22 protein-coding genes are annotated in these 26045 nt (G+C 73.2%); 7 read left to right on the top strand and 15 right to left on the bottom strand.

Going from position 1 to position 26045, the window contains the following annotated elements; genetic code table 11:
- Positions 1–32 precede the first annotated feature (32 nt).
- Positions 33–959 (top strand): RNA polymerase sigma-70 factor, encoded by a 927-nt coding sequence (locus ACRWND_RS16520; protein ID WP_431949956.1) that lies wholly within the window; start codon positions 33–35, stop codon positions 957–959.
- Positions 960–1161: 202 nt separating this feature from the next.
- Here the strand turns inward: ACRWND_RS16520 and ACRWND_RS16515 are convergent, their stop codons facing one another.
- The 8 genes from ACRWND_RS16515 to ACRWND_RS16480 all read right to left on the bottom strand — a co-directional run bounded on the left by ACRWND_RS16515 (position 1162) and on the right by ACRWND_RS16480 (position 6661).
- Positions 1162–1590, bottom strand: coding sequence for a hypothetical protein (locus ACRWND_RS16515; protein WP_431949954.1), 429 nt, complete (start codon positions 1588–1590; stop codon positions 1162–1164).
- Between the two features lie 241 nt (positions 1591–1831).
- On the bottom strand, positions 1832–2188 hold the full coding sequence (locus ACRWND_RS16510; protein WP_431949952.1) for a hypothetical protein: 357 nt from the start codon (positions 2186–2188) through the stop codon (positions 1832–1834).
- A 16-nt stretch (positions 2189–2204) separates the two neighbouring features.
- Entirely contained in the window at positions 2205–2825 is a 621-nt protein-coding gene (locus ACRWND_RS16505) for a DUF1349 domain-containing protein (protein ID WP_431949950.1), read from the bottom strand.
- 124 nt (positions 2826–2949) lie between these two features.
- On the bottom strand, positions 2950–4173 hold the full coding sequence (locus tag ACRWND_RS16500; protein WP_431949948.1) for a PP2C family protein-serine/threonine phosphatase: 1224 nt from the start codon (positions 4171–4173) through the stop codon (positions 2950–2952).
- A 163-nt stretch (positions 4174–4336) separates the two neighbouring features.
- Positions 4337–4903, bottom strand: a complete 567-nt coding sequence (locus ACRWND_RS16495; RefSeq protein WP_431949946.1) for an NADPH-dependent FMN reductase — start codon at positions 4901–4903, stop codon at positions 4337–4339.
- 378 nt (positions 4904–5281) lie between these two features.
- Positions 5282–5740, bottom strand: a complete 459-nt coding sequence (locus ACRWND_RS16490) for an ATP-binding protein (protein ID WP_431949944.1) — start codon at positions 5738–5740, stop codon at positions 5282–5284.
- A gap of 106 nt (positions 5741–5846) precedes the next feature.
- Complete coding sequence (locus ACRWND_RS16485; RefSeq protein ID WP_431949942.1) at positions 5847–6278, bottom strand: response regulator; 432 nt, start codon at positions 6276–6278, stop codon at positions 5847–5849.
- A complete protein-coding gene (locus ACRWND_RS16480) occupies positions 6278–6661 on the bottom strand; it encodes a hypothetical protein (RefSeq protein ID WP_431949940.1) in 384 nt (127 codons plus the stop codon). Before ACRWND_RS16480 ends, ACRWND_RS16485 begins: the two co-directional genes overlap by 1 nt.
- Positions 6662–6780: 119 nt before the next feature.
- On the opposite strand from ACRWND_RS16480, the gene ACRWND_RS16475 reads away from it, so the two are divergent.
- Positions 6781–8502: a sensor histidine kinase gene (locus tag ACRWND_RS16475; RefSeq protein ID WP_431949938.1), complete on the top strand. Its 1722-nt coding sequence runs from the start codon at positions 6781–6783 to the stop codon at positions 8500–8502.
- A complete protein-coding gene (locus ACRWND_RS16470) occupies positions 8499–9746 on the top strand; it encodes a PP2C family protein-serine/threonine phosphatase (protein WP_431949936.1) in 1248 nt (415 codons plus the stop codon). The genes ACRWND_RS16475 and ACRWND_RS16470 overlap by 4 nt, the downstream gene beginning before the upstream one ends.
- On the opposite strand, the gene ACRWND_RS16465 is transcribed toward ACRWND_RS16470, so the two are convergent.
- Positions 9711–10646, bottom strand: coding sequence for a Ppx/GppA phosphatase family protein (locus ACRWND_RS16465; RefSeq protein ID WP_431949934.1), 936 nt, complete (start codon positions 10644–10646; stop codon positions 9711–9713). The genes ACRWND_RS16470 and ACRWND_RS16465 overlap by 36 nt on opposite strands.
- Before the next feature lie 403 nt (positions 10647–11049).
- On the opposite strand from ACRWND_RS16465, the gene ACRWND_RS16460 reads away from it, so the two are divergent.
- Positions 11050–11253: a cold-shock protein gene (locus ACRWND_RS16460; RefSeq protein WP_018557881.1), complete on the top strand. Its 204-nt coding sequence runs from the start codon at positions 11050–11052 to the stop codon at positions 11251–11253.
- A gap of 589 nt (positions 11254–11842) precedes the next feature.
- On the opposite strand, the gene ACRWND_RS16455 is transcribed toward ACRWND_RS16460, so the two are convergent.
- Positions 11843–12283: an N-acetyltransferase family protein gene (locus ACRWND_RS16455; protein WP_431949931.1), complete on the bottom strand. Its 441-nt coding sequence runs from the start codon at positions 12281–12283 to the stop codon at positions 11843–11845.
- 134 nt (positions 12284–12417) lie between these two features.
- On the opposite strand from ACRWND_RS16455, the gene ACRWND_RS16450 reads away from it, so the two are divergent.
- Positions 12418–13296: a DMT family transporter gene (locus tag ACRWND_RS16450; RefSeq protein WP_431949929.1), complete on the top strand. Its 879-nt coding sequence runs from the start codon at positions 12418–12420 to the stop codon at positions 13294–13296.
- A gap of 282 nt (positions 13297–13578) precedes the next feature.
- On the opposite strand, the gene ACRWND_RS16445 is transcribed toward ACRWND_RS16450, so the two are convergent.
- The gene (locus ACRWND_RS16445; RefSeq protein ID WP_431949927.1) at positions 13579–14574 is read right to left on the bottom strand and encodes a helix-turn-helix transcriptional regulator; all 996 of its coding nucleotides are present in this window, start codon (positions 14572–14574) and stop codon (positions 13579–13581) included.
- 166 nt (positions 14575–14740) lie between these two features.
- On the opposite strand from ACRWND_RS16445, the gene ACRWND_RS16440 reads away from it, so the two are divergent.
- Positions 14741–18187, top strand: a complete 3447-nt coding sequence (locus ACRWND_RS16440; protein WP_431949925.1) for a S8 family serine peptidase — start codon at positions 14741–14743, stop codon at positions 18185–18187.
- 117 nt (positions 18188–18304) lie between these two features.
- On the opposite strand, the gene ACRWND_RS16435 is transcribed toward ACRWND_RS16440, so the two are convergent.
- From ACRWND_RS16435 to lepB, 3 genes are all read right to left on the bottom strand, one after another.
- A complete protein-coding gene (locus ACRWND_RS16435; RefSeq protein ID WP_431949923.1) occupies positions 18305–19891 on the bottom strand; it encodes a SpoIIE family protein phosphatase in 1587 nt (528 codons plus the stop codon).
- Positions 19888–21162 carry a PP2C family protein-serine/threonine phosphatase gene (locus ACRWND_RS16430; protein WP_431949921.1) on the bottom strand — a complete coding sequence of 425 codons (1275 nt, stop codon included), beginning with the start codon at positions 21160–21162 and terminating at the stop codon, positions 19888–19890. Before ACRWND_RS16430 ends, ACRWND_RS16435 begins: the two co-directional genes overlap by 4 nt.
- Positions 21163–21775: 613 nt before the next feature.
- Positions 21776–22522: a signal peptidase I gene (lepB, locus tag ACRWND_RS16425; protein ID WP_431949919.1), complete on the bottom strand. Its 747-nt coding sequence runs from the start codon at positions 22520–22522 to the stop codon at positions 21776–21778.
- 148 nt (positions 22523–22670) lie between these two features.
- On the opposite strand from lepB, the gene ACRWND_RS16420 reads away from it, so the two are divergent.
- Positions 22671–23600 (top strand): hypothetical protein, encoded by a 930-nt coding sequence (locus ACRWND_RS16420; RefSeq protein WP_431949917.1) that lies wholly within the window; start codon positions 22671–22673, stop codon positions 23598–23600.
- Between the two features lie 50 nt (positions 23601–23650).
- Here the strand turns inward: ACRWND_RS16420 and ACRWND_RS16415 are convergent.
- On the bottom strand, positions 23651–26045 hold a 2395-nt coding region (locus tag ACRWND_RS16415; RefSeq protein ID WP_431949915.1), incomplete at its 5' end, for a M4 family metallopeptidase.

The raw sequence follows: 26045 nt of genomic DNA, 5'->3' as shown, positions 1-26045 counted from the left end.
CGGGCAGGGTGACGGTGGAGGAAGACGCGGCGATGCGGTCAGCGGACGCGGAGCAGGGGGACTCACTCGACGACGCCGCGGCGGTGTTCACGGCCGTGCGCCCGCGCCTGTTCGGCATCGCGTACCGGATGCTCGGCAGTGCCGCGGAGGCCGAGGACGTCGTCCAGGACGTCTGGCTCCGATGGCAGGGCGCCGACCGCTCCGCCGTGGAGAACCCGACCGCGTTCCTCACCACCGCGACGACCCGGCTGGCGATCAACGTCACCCAGTCCGCCCGCGTCCGGCGCGAGGGCTATGTCGGCCCCTGGCTCCCCGAACCGGTCGACACCCGTTCCGACCCCGCGCTCGGCGCCGAACGCAGCGAGGCGGTGGAGATCGCGCTGCTGCTCCTGCTGGAACGGCTGACGCCCACCGAGCGGGCGGCGTATGTGCTGCGCGAGGCGTTCGACTACCCGTACCGGGAGATCGCCGGAGTGCTCGACCTGAGCGAGCCCAACGCCCGCCAGCTCGTCAGCCGTGCCCGCAAGCACGTAGCCGCCGGGCGGCGCGAGCGGGTGGGGACGCAGGAGCACCGCCGACTGCTGGAGGCGTTCGTCGCGGCCGCCAGGGCGGGAGACATGGCAGGCCTGGAGAAGCTGCTCGCCACGGACGTGGTCAACTACGGCGACGGCGGCGGCGCCGTGCGCAACGCCGCGAAGATCCCCGTGGTCGGCAGCACCAGGGTGGCGAGGTTCATCACCGCCTTCGCGCCGCGCTTCTGGCCCGACACCGAAGTGGCGTGGGTCGAGGCGAACGGGCAGACCGCGGCGCTCGTCGTCCACGCCGGCACGCCGATGGCCCTTCTGGCCATCAGCGCCTCCGAGCAGGGCATCGACCAGCTCATGTGGGTGCTCAACCCGGAGAAGCTGACGGGCTTCAGCTCCCTGGCCGCAGCGGCCTCGTCCGCGCCGCCCGAGTAGCCGAGACCTCGGGCGGGTCGGTCCGTTCGGGTGACCTCGCCGGAGCGTCGCACGGCCGACGCAGGCGGAAGCCGCGCCCGACGGTCTCCCGTGGGCGCGGCCTCCGCTTCTGCGAGGTGCGTGACCGCCGGAACGCCTGCGGGAGGCGCGCGGCCGGTCGTCAGATGAGATGTGCCGGTCTGTGCCGGGGGCGCTCGAGCCGTTACCGGCCGCCGCCACCGCCACCGCCGTGGCCACCGCCGCCGCCACCGCCGTGGCCGCCGCCACCGCCGCCGTGGCCGCCGCCACCGTAGCCGCCGCCATGGCCGCCGCCGTAGCCGCCACCATCATGGCCGTAGCCACCGCCCCAGCCGCCGTAACCGCCCCAGCCGCCGTGGTCGCCCCAGCCGCCGTAACCGCGGTCGTAACCGCCCCAGCCGCCGTAGCCCCCGCCGCCGTAGCCGCCGTAACCCCCGCCGCCGTGGCCACCGCCGCCGCCGTGGCCACCGCCACCGCCGCCGCCGCCGTGTTCGGCATAGCTCACCACTGAGGCCGGTGAGCTCGTCGGCGCAGCGACGGCCGTCGAGGCCGCACCCCCCAGCGCCAGCGCAAGGCCTGCCACTGCGGCGAGGGGCCACTTGGAAACACGCATGAGAACTCTCCTAGCCAGGTCGATTCCTGGTGTGGACGTCAAAGGCACCACGGACCGGGACACCGGCCCGTATCCCCGCGGCCGCGACAGATGACCATGGCGGCCGGGAAAGGTTGTTCGAAATGTTGCCTTTGTCACTATTCGTCCACAACCCCACGCTCCAACCGTCAGGGCGTGACGTCAAGGAACGAGCCGGGTAGTCCGACTACCACGCTCCCGGGGCGTCGGGGGCGCCCTGGCGTCAGGCGCTCGATGCGTCGTCGAAGGGCTCGTCGCTCCACCGGAACCAGGCTCGACCACCCTCGATGTGCAGCAGGAACTCGGGGACGGGGCCGGAAGGCGAGGACAGCGCCACGACCCGGCGCACCTCGTTGTACGCGGCCTCCCACGCCTCCCAGGGCTCGTCCTCCTCGGCCGGAGCGGTCATCGCGACCCGCATCAGGGCGAGCTCGCGCGCGAACAGAGGCTCCACCCGGGCGAAGGCCGGGGCGGGCGCGAACCGCCCCGACAGCCACGGGAAGTCGGCCTCCTCGACCGTGATGCCGCCGACGGGCTCCCCGTCGTGCAGTACCCGCCAGGTCCCGCCCACGAATCCCATCGCGTCTCCATCGGCCTCAGTGACCGGCGGCCGCTGCCTGCTGCGGCTCCTCGTGCAACGCGGAATCTGCCGCGCCCCGGGTGAAGGCGGTGAACGCCACGCGCAGCCCCGCGCGTTCGGGCGAGCAGCAGAACGGTCCCGCGGTGGCCGCGGTGTCGGGGTCGAGCGGTGCCAGCCGCACGAGCCGCCACGGACCGTCGTCACGGCGGGCGCGGATCGTGACGGCGTCGCCGGAACGGCTGGCGCGGACGGTGACGCTGCACCCGGCCCAGTCCGGTACCGGCGCGAGCGACCAGTCCGACACGCCGCGGGTGACGACCGCGCCCAGGTGCGGCACACCGTCGGACATCTCGATCCCGGCCTTGACCCACGTCCGCGCGTCGACCCGGATCATGAGCCCGGCCTGGTCGTACAGCGTGTCGAAGTCCGCGCGGAAGGTCACCTCCATCGACGTCTCCGTGGGGAAGCCGGTGAGCAGGGCGTGCCCGTCGTCCCGGACGAAGCCGTAACCGGTGGTGCGCCAGAAGTCGCTGCGGTCGCGGGTGGTGACCAGCAGTCCCGATCCGTCCGCCTCGGCGTGCTGCGGGGCGTTGAGCCAGGTGGCCTCGTCCCAGTCGATCGGATGCCGCTCGTCCATGGACCGTCCTTCCGTCGGGCGGGCCCCGGACGCGAATGCCGGGGGCCGCCGGTGGCGTGGCGGCCCCAGCGTAGAGCAGCGGCCCGGTGGCGGGACACGGCGTGGGGCAGGCGGAGGAAGGCGGTCACTCCCGCTCGGAGCGGAGGGGCGGCACCCGCGAAGTCCCGGGTTCGGGTCCGCTGGACAGCGCGGACAACCCTTCGACCGCTCGCGATTCGTACCTCCCGATGTCCGTCGGCTCGCGCCGGACGGTGATCAGAGCCGCGTCGTCGCCGAGCTGCCCGCCGCAGTAGGCGAGGAGGTCGTCGTGCACGTGCCCCACGAGCCCCTTCGGGTCGGCGGGGCCCGCCCAGGACGCCACGCGCTCGGCGAGCGGGTAGAAGCGGCCGGCGGCGTCACGGGCCTCGGTGACACCGTCGGTGTAGAGCAGCAGGACGTCGCCGGGTGCGAAGGGGAAGATGTCCACGCCCGGGTGGGAGGGCTGCAGCAGCCCCAAGCCGATGGGAGGTGCGGGCTGGGTCGCGTCGAGGGGGACGATGCCGCCGGCGGACAGCCGCAGCGGGGAAGGGTGGCCGCAGTTGAGAATGCGGACCTCGGGCCGGTCGTCCGGGAAGTCCACCAGGATCGCGGTGATGAACGACTCGACCGCCGCGTCGTCCTGCTCGCCGTCACTACTGGACTGCGCGGCCTTCCAGGACACCGTCGCCTCCAGGTGCGCGTACATCGCCCGCAGCGGCGGCGCGCGGTAGGCGACGCTGCGGAAGGCGCCGAGCAGCAGAGAGGCGTCGCCGATCGCGGGCAGCCCCTTGCCGCGGACGTCACCGATGAGCAGCCGGGTGCCGCCGGGCGTGCGCACGGCCGCGAAGAGGTCGCCGCCGATCCGGGCCTGGTCCTCCGCGGCCTGGTAGGCGAAGGCGATCCGCAGCGGGCCGATGCGCTCCGGCAGGGGCTGCAGGACGACCTGCTGCGCCGCCTCCGCCACCGAGCGCACCTGCTGCAGTTCGGCCTGGTGCCGTTCGCGCAGCACGACGAAGAGCACGGTGAAGGCCGAGACGAGGATGAGCGCGATGATCTCGCTCTGCCGGTACGACGCGGTGATGGTGCCGTCGGCGACCGACACGACGGTGAGCGCCGCCACCGCCAGCGCCCCGATCAGGGCGGTGAGCTTGAGCCTGCCGAAGGATGCGGTCAGCGCGGGCGCCACCACCAGAAGCGGGCCCAGGTGGCCTTCGGTGGGGATCACCAGGTCGCTGACGACGATGGCAACGATCAGCAGAAGGGGGACCGCGATCAGAGCGGGGTTCCGCTCCGGGGTCCAGGATGTGCGTGAGCGCCGTGGGAAACGCATACCTCTTGCTTACACCTCGACGGCCGCACCCGGCCAAGGCCGGAGGCCGCCGGACAACCCCCGCCTGCCGTCCGTCCACGGCAGAACCCTACTGAGGGGCCGTCCCTGTCTGTCGTGCCGGCCGTGTCCGGTCGCAGCCGTGGGGCAGGGCCGAGCGCCGGGGTCAGGACGGCGCGTGCCGCAGCGGGGCCAGGGCCCGGCTCCAGGACAGGACCTCGTCGAGGACGAGTGCCAGTTCGCCCGCGCGGCGCGGGCCGGGCTCGAAACGGCTCATGTCGGCGAAGTCGCGGAAGAGGGAGAGCGCCACCTGCGCGCGGACGGTGGCCACCCGCAGCTCCGCCATCACCAGCCGCAGATGCTCCACCGCGCGGGTGCCGCCGACGCTGCCGTACGCGACGAAACCCGCCGCCTTGTTGTTCCACTCGGCGAAGAGGTAGTCGATGGCGTTCTTGAGCGCCCCCGGGATCGAGTGGTTGTACTCGGCCGTCACGAAGACGTAGCCGTCGAAGGAGTCGATCTTCTCCGCCCATGCGAGGGTGTGCGGTCGGCTGTACCGGCCCAAGGAGGGCGGCACGGGCTCGTCGAGCAGCGGAAGCTGGTAGTCGAAGACGTCGACCAGCTCGTACTCGGCGTCGCCGCGCAGCACGGCGTTCTCGTACACCCACTGCGCGACAGCCTCGCCGAGGCGTCCGGGGCGGGTGCTGCCGAGGATGACGGCGATCCTGGTCATGGCTGCTCCTGGACGGTCCTGTTCCGATGACGGGCGGCACGGTCGCCGCACGCGACCGGGCCGTTGTGGGACCTTCCATGGGCGTCCGCCGGTGAACCCGGCGGGGCCGGGGGTTCACCCGATCGCGCCCCTGCGGGGCGGGCCCACCGAGGTGGCTCGGCGCGTGTGCGCCGTGGTCTCAGCGGTCCCGGGGCACCGGGAGGACGCGGAAGGCGAGGGGTGCGACGGGGCCTGCCGGTAGGCGGGAGGGGGACGGGCGGCGCGCCGTGCCGAGGTCGATCTCGATCACCCGAGGTCGGGGAGCGGGGGCCGGGCGGGCGTCCGCGGTTCGATGGGCTCCCGGCGGGGCCGGGCCCGCCATGTCGAGCGCCGTGGGTCTCAGCGGTTCCGAGGTTCCAGGGAGATGCGGACCGTGATGCGTTTGCCGACGGGTTGGCGCTGGACGTCGTACCCCTCGCAGACCGCGAGGATGATCTCCAGGCCGTGCTGGCCGATCCGCCCCGGTTCGGCGGCGCGGGCCAGCGGGAGGGCGCTGCTGGTGTCCCAGACGGAGACGAGCAGCGTCGCCCTGTCGACGTCCACCTCGAGGTCGAGCAGGCCGGGGCCGGGCGCGTACTTGCAGGTGTTGGTGACCAGCTCACTCACGACCAGTTGCGCCGTCTCGACCGTCTCGACCGGTACCGGGACGCCGTGCTCCCCCTGGACGCGGGCGAGGAAGGCGGCGGTGAAGCGCCGCGCCGCGGAAATCGCCTGTGAGTCACCCTCGTGTGCGAATCCCGCGGTGATGCTCGGCCACTCGGCCAGGTGGGCGGCTCGGCCCTCCAGCCTCGGTTCCATGGTGGTGCCTTTCGTGCAGCGTCCCGGCCGGTCGCCCTCCGGCGCGGCCAGTCGTCCGTCTACCCCGATTTCCGCGGCTGACGCCCGCGCGCCTCCCGAGTCGCGCTCACGGGCGGGGCGGCCTGGTGACGGTGTCCAGGTAGAAGGCGTCGATGCTGCGCACCGCACGCTCGAAGTCGTCCAGGTTGACGGGCTTGGTGACGTACGCGTTGGCGTGCTGCCGGTAGGCGCCGGCCACGTCGTCGGGTGCCGCGGAGGTGGTGAGCACCACCACGGGGATGGCGCGCAGCTCCTCGTCGCTCTTGAGGATCGCCAGCAGCTCGTGGCCGTTCATGCGCGGCATGTTGAGATCGAGCACGATCAGGTCGGGCTGCCGGTTGGCCGGGTCGCGCAGATACTCCAGAGCCGCGAGGCCGTCCTCGACCTGGGTCAGGTTGCGAGCGCCGCGGTCGGCGAGGGCGTCCCCGATGAGCATCGCGTCCGCCGGGTCGTCCTCGACCAGCAGCACGTCGTAGGGGCGGGCTGGGGCGATCATCATCATCGGCTCCGGGTCCGGTCGGTGCGCCCTGGGGGGCGGTGGGGGGTGTCGCTGGTCACCAGGCCGGGCCAGCGGCGGCGAGCACCCTGGCGGCTGATGTTGCAGGCACGGCCGATCTGGGGGTATCCGGCACCTGCGGCGGCCGCCTGCTCGGCCGCCAGGTTCTCCAAGTGCCCCACCGCCTCGTGGAGGAAGTTGAGCATGTGCAGGTACGCCAGGGCTTCCCCGCGCGCCGCGACAGCGTCGTCGTCCGCGGCCCCGGGGCCTGTGAGGGGACGGAGGGTACGACGGGCCAGGCGCCGGACGAGGTCGTCGACCGCGCCGATGGTCAGCGCGGCGAGTTCCTCCTCCGGCATACGCGGAGCGAAGTGGGTGCCAGGCATGCCCCCACCTTAAGGTCCTGCCGCCCGGCACGACAACAAGTGTTGTCGCATGGCCGATACAGTGGATACGCCGGCGCCGGACCCGGCGCAGGGCAGGGGAACCAAGGAGGGCGCACAGCGTGGCTACGGGCGAGACGATCGTGCAGACGGCCGGAGGGCCGGAAGCGGCGCACGCGCCCGACCGCGCTCACGGGCGGAGCGGGCTTTCGTCGTGGACCACCCGCCGGTGGCTGCGCGTGGGCGTGGGAGTCGCCCTCGCGGTGCTCGCGGCCCTCGGCTCGCTCGGCATATGGGCGCTGAACCGCAGTACGACGTTGACCGACCAGTTGGTGGACCAGCGCTCCCCTGCCCTGGTCAACGCCATCCGACTGGAGGCCGCGCTCGTGAACCAGGAGACCGGTATCCGCGGCTACGGACTCAGTGGGCAACGGCAGTTCCTCGAACCGTACACACAGGGTCTGGCGGACGAACGGACCGCCCTGGACCGGCTGCACCCGCTCGTGCAGGGCGACCCGCGGGCCCGTGCCGACCTCGACGAGGTCGCAGACGCGGCCGCCGCCTGGCAGGGGGTGATCGCACAGCCGGTCGCCGACGCCCGTGCGACGCCCGGGCGGCCGGTGCCGCTCGCCACCGAGCGGGCCGGCGAGGGCCGGGCGGCCTTCGACCGGGTCCGCCGCTCCCTCAGCGCCCAGCAGGAGCACCTGCGGCAGGCCCGGATCACCGCCGGGGAGCAGCTCGAGGCGTCCGTGCGGCTGCGCAACGGGGTGTTCACCGCCATCGCCGCGGTCATCGTGCTGCTGGCCGTCCTCGTCTTCGAGGGGCTGCGCCGCGGGATCACCCGGCCGCTGGAACGGCTGGGCACCGATGTCCGGCATGTCACGCGGGGCCGCTTCGACCACCCCATCGCCGCGACGGGCCCGGCCGACCTCCGCAGGCTCGGCCTGGACGTGGAGGCCATGCGGCGCAGGCTCGCGGAGGAGCTGTCCGCCGCCGAGCGGACCCGGCGGCTCCTCGACGAGCAGGCCGCCGACCTCAGGCGCTCCAACGCCGAACTGGAGCAGTTCGCCTACGTTGCCTCGCACGACCTGCAGGAGCCCCTGCGCAAGGTGTCGAGCTTCACCCAGCTCCTGCAGCGCCGCTACGGGGACCGGCTGGACGAGCGGGCCGACCAGTACATCGCGTTCGCCGTCGACGGCGCGAACCGCATGCAGACCCTGATCAGCGACCTGCTGGACTTCTCCCGGGTGGGACGGGTCCACAACCAGCACGCCGCCGTGGACCTCGACCGGATCGCCGACCAGACCGCGGACGTGCTGAGCGTCGCCATCGAGGAGGCGGGAGCGGAGATCCGGCGCGACCCACTGCCCACGGTCGTCGGGGACGCCACGCAACTTGGCATGCTCTGGCAGAACCTGATCTCCAACGCGGTGAAGTTCCGCCATCCCGGGCGCCCGCCGCGCATCTCCGTCACGGCCCGGCGCGACGGCGATCTGTGGCAGTTCTCCGTAGCGGACAACGGCATCGGTATCGACTCGGAGTTCGCCGAGAAGGTCTTCGTGATCTTCCAACGGCTGCACACCAAGGACGCCTATCCGGGCAACGGGATCGGGCTCGCCATGTGCAAGAAGATCGTCGAGTTCCACGGCGGCGACATCGCCATCGACCCGGAGTACGGGCCGGGTGCGCGCATCGTCTTCACCCTCCCCGCTCAGCAGCCCGAAGCCGGGGCCGGGGCCGAGCCCGAAGCCGGGGCCGGGGCCGAGCCACAGCCCGGGACCTGGTCCCGGGTCGTGCCGGACGCGGCGGGCGCCGACGCGGGCGCGGGGGAGTCCCGGCCGTGACGACACACCCCGCGCCGCTGACCCCCGTCACGCACCACAGGATCCTGCTCGTCGAGGACGACGCCGGAGACGCCCTGCTGGTCACCGAACTGCTCGCGGACACCTCCCTGCGGTACACCCTCGTCTGGCACAAGACTCTCGCGGACGCGGTCTTCGAGCTGTCGCGACGGGCCGCCGACTGCGTGCTGCTCGATCTGCACCTGCCCGACGCCGCGGGCCTCGGCGCCGTCGCGGAGATCCAGCGCGCCGACCCCGGCACCGCGGTCATCGTCCTGACCGGGCTCGCGGAGGGGCAGGCCGGTTCCGAGGCCCTCGCCACCGGTGCCCAGGACTATCTCGTCAAGGGCAAGGTCGAACCGGAGCTGCTGCAGCGCGCCGTTCGCTACGCGGTCCAGCGCAAGCAGGTCGAACGGGCCGGCGCCGACCTGCAGGCGGGCAGGCTGCGGGCGCAGGAGAACGCCCGCCTCGAACGCGGCCTGCTGCCGCAGCCGCTGCTGACCACCCCGGCCGTCACCGCCACCAGCCGCTACCTCCCCGGACGGGAGAGCGCCCTGTTGGGGGGCGACTTCCTCGACGTGGTGCAGACCGACGACGGCCGCGTGCACGCCGTGATCGGCGACGTCAGCGGTCACGGACCGGACGCCGCGGCACTCGGCGTCTGCCTGCGCATCGCCTGGCGCGCGCTGATCCTGGGCGGCCACCGGGGCATGGAACTCCTTCGCCTGCTGGAGCGGATCCTCGTCGCCGAACGCTCACACCCCGACATGTTCACCACGTGCGCCCTGCTCACCCTGGACCTTGCCGCTTCGCGCGCCACGGTGCACCTGGCCGGACACCACGAGCCCCTGCTGACCACCGGCGGCGCCACACAGCCGGCCGAAGCGGCCCACGGCATCGCCCTCGGCATCGCGCCGGGCCTGGACCACTGGCCCGCCAGCGTCCTGGAGCTGCCCGAGCGCGGCACCCTGACCCTGTACACCGACGGCCTCATCGAGGGCCATATGGGCCCCGGCGGCGAACGGCTCGGCTCGAAGGGGCTGCTGCGCCTGCTGGCCGACACCCCGGTGACGGGCCCCGACGCCCACCTGGACGCCCTCATCAGGCAGGTCCGCGCCCTCGACGGGGAACGCCATACGGACGACCTCGCGGTGCTGCGCCTGGACTGGGACGCGACGGCGGCCGACGGCGCGGCCGGGCCCGTCGGCGGGTCAGCCGGCGCGGCGGTGGACGGCCGGCGCCGCTGACTCCAGGCGCTCCAGCAGCAGCCCCTCGCGGGTGGACCAGGGGCAGATCTCCACGCTGTCCACCCCGCACATCTCCATCAGGGCCTCGGCCACCAGTGCCCCGGCCAGCGACTGACCGGCGCGGTGCCGTGAGATGCCGGGGAGTTTGGCCCGCTCGGCGGGGCCCCTGGCGGCCAGGAGGGGGACGATCTTCCGTACCTGCCGCAGCGACAGTCGTTCGGGACCCTCGCCCAAGGGGCCTTGGGCCGCCGCGAGCCGTGCCAGCTGGGTGAACGTCTTCGACGAGGCCAGCACCCGACCGTCCCGCGGCGCGCGCGGCAGGGCGCCGCCGAGCTCGCCCACCGACGCGCGCAGACTCTCGCGGACCTCGCGCAGCCGCCGCCCGGAGGTCACGGCGTCCGCGAGGTCCATGCGGCGGTTGACGGCGCGGGCCCCGAGGGGGAGCGAGTGGACCGCGCGCGGCTGCTCCCCGGCGCCGTCCGCGATCTCCACCGTGCCGCCGCCGATGTCCAGTACCAGCAGGGGACGCCCGTCCCGCCCCGCCCACTGACGGGCGGCTACATAGGCCAGTCGTGCCTCCTCCTCGCCCGGCAGCACACGCAGCCGCGTCCCGGTGGTCCGCGCCACCTGCGCGATGACCTCGTCGCGGTTGGGGGCGTCCCGGATGACGGAGGTCGCGAAGGCGTACACCGAGGGCAGCGAACGCCCCCCGTCGGCCGCCAGCGTGCGCGCCACCGCGCGCTGGACGCTGCGCACGCCCGACCTGTCGAGGCGTCCCGCGGCGTCGAGCGTCTCGTGCAGCCGCAGCCGCACCTTGCGCGCCAGCACCGGTTCCAGCGGCGAGTCGTCCCCTCGTTCCACGACCGTGAGCAGGGCACTGTGGCACCCGACGTCGAGCACTCCTGTTCTGCGTACCTTCCCTTGCGTCTTCAATCCGTACCTCCACCCCGTCGTCCGCGTCGCACGCTCCCCGTTCCCCCCCCCGGTGGGCGGCTGTCGTCCCCGGTGACGGGCGGATCTCCGACGAGATCGTCGCGGAACGCACACGGTCGCTCACGGTACCCGAGGGGCCGCCGGAGCTGCATCGGGGAGCACTTCCGGCCGTGCCGACCCCCGTCACGAAGGCCCTGTTGACGGGCGCCGCGGCGGGGTCCGTTGCGGCAGTGGGCGTACAGATGCGAAGACCCGGCGTAAAAACGCCCCGCATCGGGTAAAGAGGGCTCCGTGGACGTCTCCGACCGGAGGCGGCCGCGGGTCACGCAGTCGGCGTGGCTCTTCAGCTGGCACGTGAAGGATGGACGCGGTGGCGACAGGCGTCGTGAAGTGGTTCAACTCGGAAAAGGGCTTCGGCTTCATCGCACAGGACGGAGGTGGCCCCGATGTGTTCGCGCACTACTCGAACATCGCCGGCAACGGCTACCGCGAACTGGTCGAGGGTGAGGCCGTGACGTTCGACGTCACCCAGGGACAGAAGGGGCCGCAGGCGGAGAACATCATCCGCAACTGACGGTTCGCGACCGGGGTGGCCGGGTCGTCCACGGCAGCGTTCGAGACCGCTGCCGGGGACGGCTCGGCCACCCCGTCTTCGCGCCGCCCCGTCTCCGGTGGTGTCCGCCCCGCTCCCTTACGACCCGGCGTGCGCGACGAGGACACTCAGCCGGCAGGAGCACTTATCGGCCGGCGCGGCCTGCGCGACGGCCTCATCGGCATCAGCGATCCCGGGCCCATCAGCGTGGCGCGCCCCCACCCGCACGCTGAGCGGGGACGCGTGCATCGATCTCGGAGAGTGTGTGCTCGCCGTCCTCCGCCCCACCCGGCCACACGTCCGGGTCCGTAGCCTTCACCGAGCAGCGCACAAGGGCGCTGAGCTTCGGCGACGCCGTCTGTGACGGCCACCTCACCGGCGACCTGCCGGAGCCCGATGTGCCGGCTACCGGCGCACCGCGGTGTTCCTCGCCGGGCCACGGGCGGAGCTCGGGCGCGGCCGGCTGCACGAGGTGGCGGAGCGCTACCTGCGCCGCAGCGCTCCGGCGGACCACGCCCGAGTGGTGCCGGCGCCAAGGCGGGCAGGTGGAGCGGGCCCGGGTGAGGTGGGCTCAGGGCACCCGCAGGGTGACGTACGCGACGGTGTCCCCGGGCAGCACATACCGTTCGACCTCGACGAAACCCTGTGCCTCGGCGAAGCGCAGCCCCGCGGAGTTCGACGCCAGGACGACCGTCTCGACAACTGCCGCCCCCATCTCCCGCGCCCTGTCCATTCCGCGGGTGAACAGACGCGTCCCGTAGCCCTGTCCCCGGTGGGCGGGCAGTACGCGGGCGATGACCGTGGCCGTGGCGTCCTCGCCGGTGGGCGGCCGCACGGTGGAGCAGCCGACGACGGCGTCCCCGAGGTAGGCGATCTCCAGGTGGTTGCGGTGCGAGCGTTCGCGCACGTCGTCGAGGGAGAGCGGGCCGGTCGGGATGACGGTGTTGTGGACGGACCGCCAGTCCTCGAGCATGGCGTCGTCATGGGGCTGTTCGATGCGAAGGATCGGCATCGCAGCAGGAAAACCCCGTGCCGCGTGCGGCGTCAACCGGGTTGTCGCGCAGGCCGTCCGTGCCCGGACGCGTCGTGCGGCCCGATGGGCGAGCGCAGCGGTTAGCGTGGGCCCGGACCCGGAGGAGAACCCTGGTGCACACCACCCTTGCCGTGCTGTTCGCGCTGCTCGCCGCCATCAGCAATGCCCTGGCCACCGTGCTCCAGCGCTACGCGGCCCGCACCGTTCCGCTCTCTGCGGGGCTGCGTCTGGCGCTCATCGGCGAACTGCTGCGCAAGCCCGTCTGGCTGGCCGGGTTCGGCGCGGTGATCGCGGCAGCCGCGTGCCAGGCGCTGGCGCTGCTGAACGGCGCGCTGTCGCTCGTCCAGCCGCTGTTCGTGCTCGAGTTGCCCTTCGCCCTGTTCATCGGCGGCATGGTGCTGCGCCGCCCGCTTCCGCCGCGCGGCTGGGCCGCTGTCGCCGCCCTGGTGGTGGGGCTGGGCCTGGGACTGTGGGCCGCCGCGCCCAGCGGCGGCGTTGACCGGCCGTCCATCGGCGTGTGGGTGCTGGCGCTGATCAGCTGTGCCGCGGCCGTCCTGGCGCTGGTCGGCACCGCGGTCCGGCGTCCCGCAGGCCGGGCCCGGGCCGCCTGCTTCGGTCTCTCGGCGGCCATCTGCTACGCCCTGACGGCAGGACTCATGAAGGACGCCACGCAGGTGTGGGCCACCGACGGGGCGGCCGCGTTCTTCACCGCATGGCAGACGTACGGCTTCGCCGCCGTCGGGGTCGCGGCCGTCTTCCTCCTGGAGAACGCCATGCAGTCCGGGCCCCTGGTGGCCTCCCAGCCCGCGCTGACGCTGGGGGACGCGACCGTGAGCCTCGCGCTCGGTGTGGCCGTGTTCGAGGAGCGGCTGCGGGGAGGCTGGTGGGTACTGCCCATGCTGCTGGGGGCGTCGCTTGTGGTGGCGGGTGCCTTCGTCGTGGTGCGGGTCCCCTTGGTGCGCACGCTGGTGGCGCCGGACGCGCCCCGCTGAGCGGCGCCGGGTGGCCTGATCCACCTGCCTCGCGCGGCGTCGGCGGTGTCGCCTCCTGGGCGCTGACTTCGTCCGCGGTCGGTTCAGGGCTGTCAGGGGACCTGCCGTGCACGGGCGGACGCAGTCGCGGGGCGGCTGGTGGCTGTCGCACAGGCTGCCGGGGGCGTCGCTTTGTGGTGGCGGGTGCCTACGTCGTGGTGCGGGTTCCCTTGGGAGCGCAGGCTGGTGGCGCCGGACGCGCCCCGTCGAGCGCCGCCGGGCGGTGTGCGGCGGCGAAGGAATTCAGATCCACCCGCGGCGGGTGGCCTCCATCGCTATCTGGAACCGGGTCTGGGCGCCGAAGCGCTGCATGAGCCGGGTGACATGACGCTGGACGGTCCGTTCGCTCCAGCCCAGGGCGCGGCCCGCGGACTTGTCGGTGGCGCCCGCCGCGAGCAGCGTCAGCAGTTTCGCCTCCTCGGCGCTGAGTTCGTCCCCGGTCTGTTCGAGGCTGCCCAGGGACCCGCCGTGCGCGGGCAGACGCACCTGCATGCTGCGCTCCCACAACGTCTCGAAGAGGGCGACGAGCGCGTCGAGCAGGGGCGAGGGGTGGATCACATAGGACGCCGTCAAGGTGTTGTCGCCCGGGCGCAGCAGGGGGATGATGGCGATGCGGTCGTCGAAGACGGCCAGCTTCATCGGCAGGTCGGACGCCACCCGGGCCTGCTCCCCGTGCTGGATGCCGATCGTGACGTTCGCGAGCCAGCCGGGCAGGGTGAGCACGGTGCTGTCGTAGATGACGCGGTAGGCGACGCCGCGTTTGAGCAGTTCGAGCTCGACCGGGTTGGGTTGGGTGTGCTCCTCGACGGTGGCGTACGGCGGCCGGTCGAACCCCCGCACCTGTGTGCGCGTGCTCTGCTGGAGCTGCGCCCAGCGGCGGTTGACGTCGTCCCGTCCCGAGACGACCTCGACCAGCTCGCCGGGGTTCACGAAACGTGTCGCGGCGCGGTACAGGTCCATCAGGCCGGAGATGTGGGACCGGACGTCGTGCAACGCCCTTTCCCTCTCGCGCAGCACGGCCTCCAGCGCGCTGTCGGGAGAGACCGCGGCATAGGTGACGGGGCGTCCGGTGGAGCGCACGGCGAGGCCGAGGGAGACCAGCGACCGCACACTGCGGCGCGTCGCGGGTACGGGCAGCTGGCTGTCGAGCGCCAACTCCGCCACCGTGGCGTGCACCCGGCGCACGAGGACCTCGTACACCGTTTCGTCCTGCCGGCTCAGGCCGATGGGTTCGAGCATGGTCCTGTCGTCCGCCTTCGCGCTGTCTTCACGTGTCGTACTCCCGTCACCTGACGGGAAGTCGCCTCCTGATCATCTTGTCAGCCCGGTCAACCGGATGTCAGCGTTCCCCGCGGTACGTCGTCAATCCTCTTGACGTGGACACACGTCGCACGAAGGAGCGCCCATGCCGCTGCCTGTTCCCCGCCTACTCCGGGACCGCCGCCACCGAGCGTGGCTGCCGGCACTCGGGATATGCACGCTGCTGCTGACCGCCCTTCCGGCCGCGGCGCAGGAGAGCGGCGAGGCGACGTCGGCGCCGTCCCCGACCGGGCGGCAGAAGATCGACCCGGCGCTGCTGAGCAGGATGGACGCGGCCGAGGCGCGGGGCGACGGCCGTGTCGAGGCCGCGGTGGTGCTCCGCGACGGCTCCGCCGCGCTCACCGAGCAGGGAGATGACCCGGGCGAGGCCAGGGCCCGACTGGAGCGCAGCGCGCGGTCCGTGCAGTCCCCGGTCGTGGACCTCGTCGAAGCGCGCGGCGACAAGGTGCTCAACACCTTCTGGCTGAAGAACATGCTGCTGGTCAAGGTCCGGCCGCAGACCCTCCAGGAACTGGCCGACCTCGCACCGGTCGACCACATCATCCCCAACTTCACGCTCGAGGCGCCCCCCGTCGAGGTCGAGAAGGACGTCAAGGCCGCCCGCGCCGCCGCAGCGGGGGCGAGCACCTGGGGCCTGACGAAGATCGGCGTCGACAAGCTGCGCGCCGAGCAGGGGCCCACGGGCGAGGGCGTCCGCGTCGCCGTCCTGGACACCGGCGTCGACATCAGCCACCCCGACCTGGCCGGGAAGCTCGCCACCGACGACGCCACAGATCCCGCGCACCCGGGTGGCTGGCTGGAGTTCGGCGAGGACGGTGAGCCCGTTCCCTCCCTGCCCCACGACAGTGCCTACCACGGCACCCACGTCGCCGGCACCATCGCCGGCGGCGACGCCTCGGGCACCGCGATCGGCGTCGCACCGGACGCCGAGCTGATGGCCGGACTGGTCATCCCCGGCGGTCACGGCTCGCTCGCCCAGGTGATCGCGGGCATGCAGTGGGCGATGTCCCCGTACGACGCGGACGGGAAGCCCGCCGGTGAACCCGCCGACGTCGTCAGCATGTCCCTCGGGTCCGAGGGCTACTCGGACGAGTTCATCGACATCACCCGCAACCTGCGCCGTGCCGGGGTCTTCCCCGCGTTCGCCATCGGCAACGACTGCGCCGCCGGCTCCGCGAGTCCCGGGAACGTCTACGAGGCCGTGTCCGTCGGCGCCACCGACGAGGCCGACGACGTGGCCGATTTCTCCTGCGGCGAGGTCGTCGACCGCACCGACTGGATCGACGCGCCCGCCGATTGGCCGCAGTCGTACGTCGTGCCCAACGTCTCCGCCCCCGGCGTCGACATCCTCTCCGCCTTCCCGGGCGGCGAGTACGGGGTGCTCGACGGCACGTCCATGGCCACGCCGCACGTGTCCGGCACAGTCGCGCTGATGCTCCAGGCACGTCCGGACCTCACCGTGGACGACGCCCTCGCGATCCTCACCGGCACCTCCTTCTTCGACCAGCGCTACGGCGCACGCCCGAACCCGCGGTACGGCTGGGGCCGCATCGACGCCTACGCCGCGGTGCACGAGGCGGCACTGACCAGCGGTGTGCGGGGCACGGTGAAGGACGCCAAGAGCGGCCGCCCGCTGGCCGGCGTCACCGTCGCGCGTGAGAACGGACGCACCGTCACCACCGACGCCGACGGCCGTTTCGAGATGCGCCTCGCGGCAGGCACGCACGAACTGCGGCTGACCCGCTTCGGCTACGTGGAGCAGAAGGCCACCGAGCGGGTGAGCACCGACCGCTTCACCGACGTTTCCCTCAAGCTCGCCCCCACCGGCCGCGGGACGATCACCGGCCGGGTCACCTTCGGCCCGACGGGCTCCACGGTGCCCGGGGCGACGGTCGCCGTCCTCGACGTCCCCGACCCGCTGAAGGCGACGACCGACCGCGAGGGCCGCTACACCATCCGCGACGTGCCCGTCGGCGACTACGAGGTGGGCGCGAACGCGGCCGGTATCTCGCGCTCCAAGCCCGTACCGGTCACCGTCCGGGAGAAGGGGCCACAGACCACGGCCGACCTGCGACTGCCCCGGCCGTCCGCGACCGCGCGTGTGTCGCTGACCTCCGAGGGCGAGCAGGCCAACCACGAGGCCTGGTGGCCCAGGATGAGCGCCGACGGATCCGCGGTGGCGTTCGCCAGCCCGGCCTCCAACTTCGTTCCGGGCGACACCAACGGCGAGCTCGACATCTTCGTCGCCGACCGGCGCACCGGCCAGACCGAGCGGGTGTCCGTCGCCTCCGACGGCACCCAGGCCGACAGCTTCTCGCTGACGCCCTCGCTCAGCTCCGACGGCCGCTTCGTCGGTTTCAACAGCGGCGCCACCAACCTGGTGCCCGGCGACACCAACGAGCAGACCGACAGCTTCGTGCACGACCGCGGGACGGGCACGACCGAGCGGGTGTCCGTGGCCTCCGACGGCACCCAGGGCAACGGCCTGTCCTCCTCGCCCTCCCTCAGCGCCGACGGACGCTACGCGGTGTTCATCAGCGACGCCGACAACCTGGTGCCCGGCGACACCAACAACACCACCGACGTTTTCATCCGCGACCGGCAGACCGGCACCACCAGCCGGATCTCGCAGGCCCCCGACGGCAGCCCCGGCGACGGCCCCTCCAGGGAGCAGTCGGTCAGCGCCGACGGCCGGTACGTCGCCTTCCAGAGCGCCGCGAGCAACCTGGTGCCCGGCGACACCGACGGTGAGCTCGACGTCTTCGTCCACGACCGGCAGACCGGCACCACCACCCTGGTGCCCGGTCCGCAGCCCGGGGAGAACAGCGGCCCCGTCATCAGCGCGGACGGCCAGGTCGTGGCCTTCACCAACAACTGGCAGCTGTTCGCGCACGACCTTCGCACCGGTGCCACCGAGCAGGTCTCCGTCGGCTCGGGGTCCCAGCCCGACAACTGGGCCTTCGCACCGGCGCTGAGCGACGACGGCAGCAAGGTCGCCTTCTACAGCTACGCGAGCAACCTGGTGCCCGACGACACCAACGGGCAGGCGGACGTCTTCGTCCGCGACCGCACGGCCGGCACGACCGAGCGCGTGTCGACCGGCGTGGACGGCGTGCAGGGCGACGCCGCGTCCGACTTCCCCTCCCTCAGCGGGGACGGCCGGTACGTGGCCTTCGAGAGCGGCGCGACGAACCTCGTCGAGGGCGACACCAACCGCCGCTACGACGTCTTCGTCCACGACCGGACCCCGGGCCCCGAGCCGGTGTTCGCGCCGAGCGACCTGTCGGTCACCCCGGACAGCGCCCGGCCGGACAAGAAGGTGCGCGTCTCCGTCCACGTGAAGAACGTCGGCGAGCGGGCCGGGACCTACCAGGCCGTGCTCCTGGTCGGCGGCGAGGTCGAGGAGCGCCGTGCCGTGCAGGTCCCCTCCGGTAAGGACATCCGTGTGGACTTCACCGTGCGCCGCGACACGCCCGGGACGTACAGCGTCGCCCTGGGTGCGCTGACGGGCGAGTTCACCGTGCGCAAGTGAGCCGCGCGGACGGCTGACTCCACGGTCCCGCGCCCGGATTCCCCGGGCGCGGGACCGCTCCGTTCGGGAGCCGCCGAAAGCCGGGCCGGCCGGGACCGGGGGGCGCCGGCGGACCGGTCAGCAGGGCTGTTCGCCCCAGATGGTCTTGCCCGTCCCGCTGTGGCGGCAGCCCCAGCGCTGGGTCAGCTGGGCGACGATGAACAGCCCCCGGCCGCTCTCGTCGAAGGTGCGGGCCCGGCGCAGATGCGGGGTGGTGCTGCTGCTGTCGGAGACCTCGCAGGTCAGCATGGCGTCATGCCGGATGAGGCGCAGCCGGAACGGCGGAACGGCGTGGCGGATGGCGTTGGTGACGAGTTCGCTGGCGATCAGCTGGGTCGACTGCGTCGCATCCGCGAGGCCCCAGTCGGCGAGCTTGGCCGCCACGTGGGCGCGCGCGTGGGAGACGGCGGCGGGGTCGTGCGCCAGATCCCAGGTGGCGACGGCGTCGCTGCCGAACGTGCGGGTGCGGGCGGCGAGGACCGCGGCGCAGGGCCGGTCGGCCCGCGGCAGGGCGCGCAGGACGGCACGGCACACGTCGTCCAGGGAGCGGCCGTGCTCCCCGGTACGGGCGAGCGCGCCGAGGACCGTCTCGTCGGCCGGCTCACCGACGGGGGAACCGGTGCGCACGAGCAGGACACTGCCCGTGGGGAACTCCACCTCGGTGGCTTCGGCGGACGGCCGTGCCATGCCCAAGGGCCGGGACGGCGGAAGCTCGAGGTCCACCACCGTGCCGTCGGGGGTGACGGCGAGGGGTGCGGGGTGCCCGGCCGTGGAGAGCGAGCACCGGCCGGACACCGGGTCGTAGACCGCGTACAGGCAGGCGGCGCTGACCTGTCTCCCCTCGGGCCGGAGCCGACCGAGCACGTCGTCGAGGTGGGTCAGCAGTTCGTCCGGCTGGAGGTCGATGTCTGCCAGGGTGCGCACCGCGGCCCGCAGCCCGGTGGCCGCCGCGCTCGCCGCCGTCCCGCTGTCCGCGCTCGCCGCCGTCCCGCTGTCCTCGGACACCGATCCCGCCACGAGGGCGACCCGGGCGCCGGGCAGTGGGATCGCGTCGAGCCAGTGGGCGCTGGACCCCGTGTGATCGCACGCCGGCACGTAGCGGCCGACGGCCTCCACCGCCCCCGATCCCGGCAGGGACGTCACCAGCAGGCCGTCGGGGGCCGAAGGGGCGGAATCGCAGCGCTGGGGGTGGGAGCGGTCGCTTCCGGCGGGCGAGGGGACCGCCGCAGCCGTGACGGGTGCCGGGACGCACGTGCCGGGCGCCGGGCACTGCCGTTGCTGCAGACGCAGCCGGGCCCGGCACAGCACGACGCTCGCGGCGAAGGAGAGCGCGGCGGCCATGATGACGACGGTCCGGCCGCCCACCGACACCCCGCCGATCACGAAGCCGTAGATCGCCACGCTGGCAGCGAGCGTGGCGACGCCGATGGCGAAGGTGCGCCTGACCGGCAGCACCGTGGCGGCCGCGAGGGGCGCGAACGCCGAGTATGGCGCCCAGCGCAGGCCTCCCGCCGACGCCTCCAACTGGACCGCGCACACCGCGCCGAGGTAGCACAGCAGCAGCACGGGGCCGGGGCTCCACAGGCGGCGGAGTACGAGTGCGCCCCCCGGCTCCCTGCCGTGGCCGATACGTCCCTGCGGCACTGCGGTACGTTCGCCGATCATGGTGCGGCCTCCGACGGGTGGGGCGACCGGGGGGCGGGCGGATCCTGTCCGGCACCCGCCGGCGCCGGTCGCTGCACCGCCATCATCGCCAGGTCGTCGTCGAGGCGCTGCCCGGTGTGGGCGTCCAGGTCACCACTGACATGGCGCAGCAACTCGTCCGGCCTGTCCCAGTTCCAGGTGCCGGCCCGTTCGTGGAAGGGGTAGAAGTCGCCCGAGTCGTCCCGGGCTTCGATGGCGCCGTCGGTGTAGAGGAGGAGAGTGTCGCCGGCACCGAAGGCGAAGGTGTCCATGTGGAAGTCGTCCGGGGAGTCGCCGGCCAGGCCGAAGGGCGGCGAGGGCCGGTCCGCCTCGAGAGAGGTGATCCGTCCGGCATGCCGGACCAGCGGAAGCGGGTGCCCGCAGCTGACGATCCGCAGGACGCCCGTGGTGTCGGGCACTTCCACCAGGAGGGCGGTGATGAAGCGTTCAGCCGCCTCGGGGCCCGCCTCGGGTCCCGCCTCGTCGAGCTCGGCCAAGTGCCTCTGGATGCTGCGCTCCAACGTCGCCGCCAGGCCCGGCAAGGTGGTGTGGTGGTGGGCGGCCTCGCGGAAGGCGCCCAGCAACGCGGAGGCGTCCTCCACGGCCGGCAGCCCCTTGCCGCGGACGTCACCGATCAGAAACCTCGTCGCGTGGTCGGTGCGGGCGGCGCCGAAGAGGTCCCCGCCCACCAGGGCGTGCGCGGCGGCCGCGCGGTAGACGGAGGCGACCCGCAGGGGACCCATGCGCGGCGGGATCGGCCGCAGCAGCACCCTTTGGGCGGCCTCGGACACCGCCCGCACCTCGTTGAGCTCCGCCAGGTCGCGGTCGTGCAAGGTGCGTGCGGCGATGACGAAGGCGGAGACCGCGAGCACCGAGCCGATGTGGATGGGCATGATGGGCGTGTGCCACAGCCCGTCGTGGCGGTCGACGAGCAGGACCGCGCCGCTGGCGATGAGGGCGACGCACGCGGTGAACCGGGCACGGGCGAACGCGGCCGTGCATGTCGGGGCGGCGACCAGGAGCGGGGACAGATGGATGGCCACCGGCGCCAGCGCCCCGGCCAGGGTGATCGCCGCGATCAGCCCGCCCGGCAGGGACATCTGGATGCGGACGCCCGCCCTCGGGACGTGTTCGCCTGCCCGGACGGCATGCCGCGGGTGCCTCCCGTGTCCTCCGGCGCGGCGCGCGCCGGAGGGGGCGAGGCGGCGCGTCGCCCGGCCGGCCGCCGGGACGGGGGGAGAGAAGAGTTTCATGAAGGGTCCTGCGGGTGGTTCGTACGCGTGCGCGGACGTCACGCGTACGGTGCGCGTGCGCCCTCCGGCACGGCGGGAACGCGCGACCACGCACCTGCGGACGGACGGGATGTCACCCGGCCCGGTGGGGGGACCGGCCGGTCGGCCGGAATGTTCGGATGCGGCCCGTATCCGAGGGCCGGGGAACCGGCCGCCGTCGCGGAACCGTCGCGCTGGGCGGTAACACCGGAAGCCGCCGGCAGGCGGGGCACTGTCGACGGCCGGCCGCCGGGAAAGCGGAAGCGGAGCCGGTACCGGATGCGCCCGGGCTTTTGTGGGCGCGCGGATTCGTCTGGATCATGGCTCCACCGTCCTTACGTGTCGCATCGTGGAAACCACTGCCGCAATGCGGTATCCACTCTGCGACCGAGGTGCGGCGGCGTCAAGGCGTTCCGGTCGGCGCCGGGACACGACGGTCGGTCGTCTCGGGAAGGCGGCGATCCGGCACGGCGCCTGGACCGGGGCGCCCAGCGGGGTGAGAACCGGTTCCGGCACCGACGTGGGACAGCCGCCCCGCGGCGGATCGCCGGACCGCGACCGGCAGCCCGCGCCCCGCTGCGGAGCCGCCCCGGGATCACAACCGGTCGAAGGTCGCGGGCACCGGCAGCGTGGACCAGCGCGGCATCGGCCAGGCGATGACGACGGCCCGGCCGACCACGTCGTCCACCGGCACGAAGCCCCCGCCGGGCTGGCGGACGTGGGCACGCGAATCCTCCGACGCGTTGCGGTGGTCGCCCATCACCCACAGGTGGTCCGCGGGGACGGTGACCTGCCCGACCGGGTTGTCGTCGCAGGGAGTGGCGCCCGGGTAGATGTACGGCTCGTCCAGCGGCTTCCCGTTCACCGCGACCGGCTTGCCGCGCTCGCAGTCCACGGTGTCCCCGCCGACCGCGATCACCCGCTTGATGAGGTCCTGCTCGTCGGCGGAGGGCGCCAGCCCGACGAACGAAAGAGCCTGCGTGATGACGTTGCGGCCGGTCTGCTGCGGCTGGTCGCCCAGCCAGCCGCCGGGATCGCGGAAGACGACCACCTCGCCGCGATGCGGCTTCGCCCCGAACCACGGGGTGAGTTTGTCGACCAGGACCCGGTCTCCTACCTGGAGGGTGTTCTGCATCGAACCCGAAGGGATGGAGAAGGCCTGCACGAGGAAAGTCTTGATGCCCAGGGCCATGACCAGTGCCAGGAGCACGAGGAGCGGCAACTCCTGCCACCAGGGACGCTGCGCGCGGGTGCCGCGGCCGCGTGTGCGCCGGGCGGGCTTCTGCGGCCCGTCGTCGCCGGCGTCGCGGACACGGGTCCGGCCGTCCTCTCCAGCGGTCATGACTTGCTCCTTCGAAGTGTCGGTGCGAGGGCGCGGTGCGGGCCCGTACAGCAAACGATCAGGAGTTCCCGCTTCCGCTTCCGGCGGCCGACGGCCTGGACCGCCGGGGGTGGAACCGTGAGCACCCGCCCCCGCGTGATCAACGGACGTGATCCGGAAGAACGACGCCACCGCCGTCGGTGCGCATCTGGCCGCTGTCTGGACGGCGGGCTGCGCCCTGACCGCCGTGCAGCTGCCGGTGCTGGTCCTCGTGCTGTTCCTCGACGGGCCGGTGGCCGTCCAGGGCGCCGCGGCGGCCGGCACGGCGGCACTGGCCTCGGCGTTCCTCGCCACCCTGGGCCGCGCCGCGCGCACCGTCGTGCCGGCCACCCGCCGGGCGGGGGGCCTGTGGGGCTGGACGGCGGTGGTGTACCTGTCCGGCACCGCCGGGGCGCTCGCTGCGGCGGTACTGCTGCACCATGTCGGCGGCGGCGCGGGCCGGCTCGTGCTGCTCCCCGTCGGAGGGACCTGTCACGCGCTTGCCGCCGGGTTCTTCCTGCCCGGGGCCAGGGCCCGGCTCGCCACGACCGCCGCGGCCGTCGTTCTTGTGGCCGGCGGGGGATACGCCGCCTGGGACGCGACCCGTCCGCCCACCCTCGACGCGTGGCTGAGCGCCAACGGCGTGGACGGCGCGCTGCTGCGCGTCGGCGACCCGCCCACCGGCTACACCCTGCTGGTCGGGGGAGCGAGCCGCGACGGCTTCGGCGCCCACTACGAGAGCCCGCACGTCCCGGCCCTGGGCCTCCATGTCGAACGCGCCGGGCCGGGCACCCGGCGCGTGGACGCGCGCGGCTGCCCCGTTCCGTTCGGCCAGGAGATCCACTGCCGCGACGACGGGGGCGGCCGCCTGCTGATCGCCTACGGCGGCGACCGCCCCCGTCGTGAACAGCGGTTGTTACGTGGGGGGTTGGTCTGCACCGTCACCCTGCGGGGAGCCGGCGAGGCCCAGCTCCCGGCCGCACGCCAGGTCCTGTCCACGCTCCGGCCGGCGACCCGCGCCGAACTCGCCGCTCTGGTGGAGCTGCCGATGCCGCGCTGACGACCGGTGCCGGGTGAACCGGGGCCCGGCCCCGGTTCACCCGGCGGAGGTCAGCGGCAGTCGCCCGCCGGCCGGGCACGGGTCACCAGGTCGAAGGACGTGGTGGTCGTGTCCAGCCACAGCACACGGTTGCCGGTGCCGGCGACGGCGAACGTCTGGCGGCCCGCACCGCACGAGACGCGGCCGAGCGGGGTCCCCTTGGACGTGAACTGGTACTGCTTGGTGTTGAGGTAGGGAACGTCGGTCCGGGCCAGCGGGGAGACCTCCACGGTGACGGCGGTGTCCGACGCGGTCAGGTCCGAGACCCCGAGCAACGCGGACGAGGTCTCCGGGATGACGTCCTCGACGTGCGAGCCGTCGAGGTCGCTCCTGCGCAGCGCCGCCTGACCCTCGTCGTAGACGTTCGAGTCGGCGAGCCAGTACACGCCGGAAGCGGTCGCCACGGGCTTGCTGAACCCCACGGTGCGGATCGGGGTGCCGAAGGAGGTCGTGCCCGTTCGCGTGTCGTACACGTCGACGACGGCGCGGCTCTGCTGGTTGTCGTCGCCCCACCAGCCGCTGACCATGTACGCGATGCGCCCGTCCTTCACGGAGGGCGACTCGGCCCGGGCGAAGTCGGTGACCGCGGCCACGTCGGGACGGTTCTGCGGGATGGTGTGCGGTGTGGGGTCCGAACCCTTGAGGTAGCGAAGGGAGGTGCGGCCCTCGTCCTCGTTCTCGTACCAGGCGACCGTGTCGCCGTCCATGCTCAGGCTGCCGATCGAGCGGGACGTGCGGTAGAGCAGCTTCGCCGGGCCACCGGTCACGGGGGCGGACATGAGGTCGAAGGTGTCGCCGACGGCCACCCACACCACGCGCTTGCCGTCGGTGACGGGGCTGAAGTGGTAGCGCCCGTCCTCCGGGGAGATCCGGCGGGCCTTGCCCTTGCCGTCGATGCGGCCGGCCCACATCGAGTACGGGGCCGTGCTGTCGGCGCTGGAGCGGGGGACCACCCACCAGTCGCCGCCGGTGGCGGGGCTGATGTCGTTGGCGTAGTAGACCTCCATCGTGCCGAGCCGGTCGAGCAGCAGGTCGCTGTCCAGGCCGAGGCTCTTCTCCCAGTCGGGGACGATGCCGTGGGTGTCGAAGGCCTTCTTCACCTGCTCCATGCGGTCGCCCTTGACGTGCAGCGACTTGGCGGCGGCGAGGACCGCGTCACGGCCCTCGGTGAAACCGTCGAGAGGGGTGAGGTAGGAGGTGAGCGCCTTGTAGACGATCTGGTCGGCGAGTTCGCCGCCCAGGGCCTCGCGGATGTCCCACAGCGCGCCGCCGAAGATGGTGGAGTTGAGGTGCACGCCTCCCTGGTCGTTGAGCGGCCCGAGCGGCATGCTGACGAAGTCGCCGGTGTCCGCGCCGTCGTTGAGGTCGCGGAGGGCGCAGTCCTTCGGCGCCAGGGTGCGGCAGAGGTCGCCGCCGATCAGGCCCGCCTCGGGGTCGCTCATGGGGGTGCCGCTGACGGTGATGTCGATGGCGTTGCCGAAGTAGTCGGCGATGGCCTCGTTCATGGCGCCGGACTGGCCCGAGTAGACGAGGTCGGCGGTGTGCTCGACGACGCCGTGGGTCATCTCGTGGCCGACGACGTCCGGGTCCGAGGAGAGCGAGCGGTACTCGCTGTCACCGGTGCCGTAGACCATCTTGCTGCCGTCCCAGAAGGCGTTGACCCAGGGGAAGCCGAGCACATCGGTGACGCCGACGAGCGAGTTGATGGCCATGCCCTTGCCGTCGAGGCTGTCGCGCTGGAAGGTGCCGCGGTAGTACTCGTAGACCTTGCCGGCCGCCCAGTGGGCGTCGACCGCCCCGTTGTCGGTCAGCTCCTGCGGAACCTTCGTGGTGGGCGAGGCGAACGGCACCACCCCCGCCGGCCACTCGCCGTCGAGGTCCACCCACCACAGGCTGGAGGCGTCCCAGGTCTGGATGACGTTGTGCGCCTTGCTGTCGGCCATGTGCGCGCTGTCGCGCAGCAGGTAGCCGCCGGTGGCGGTGTCCTTGGTGAGGTTCAGCGGCACGGTGGCGCCGTTGAGCAGGATCCCGCTGCCGGTGACGCCTGTGGAACCGCTCGCCGGAGTGGTGGGGGCCTTGCCTCGCTCCGGAGTGCTGCTCGCCGCCCCGCGCCTGGTGGGCGCCGCGGCCGTCAGGGTGCGCAGCGCTCCCGACTGGAAGCGGACGATGCCGGTGGCGGCGTCGACGTAGACCTCCTGCGCCACCGGGGCGCCGGTGGCAGGGTCGGTGCCGCGCACCGTGACGTGGCGCGCCAGCAGGCCGTCACCGAGCGGCAGCACGGTCAGCCCGCGGTCGGTGCCGGACAGGCCGGGCCCGGCCGCGGAGCGGGACGGGGCGGCCCCGCCGCCGACACGCGGCCCGCGGGCGAGGGCGGTCTCCACCTGGTGCACGGCACGCTGCACTGCC

Source organism: Actinacidiphila sp. bgisy167 (assembly GCF_965342175.1).
Taxonomy (GTDB): Bacteria; Actinomycetota; Actinomycetes; order Streptomycetales; family Streptomycetaceae; genus Actinacidiphila.
The sequence above is the reverse complement of the archived record's forward strand: the minus strand, read 5'-3'. Positions and strand labels throughout refer to the sequence as shown.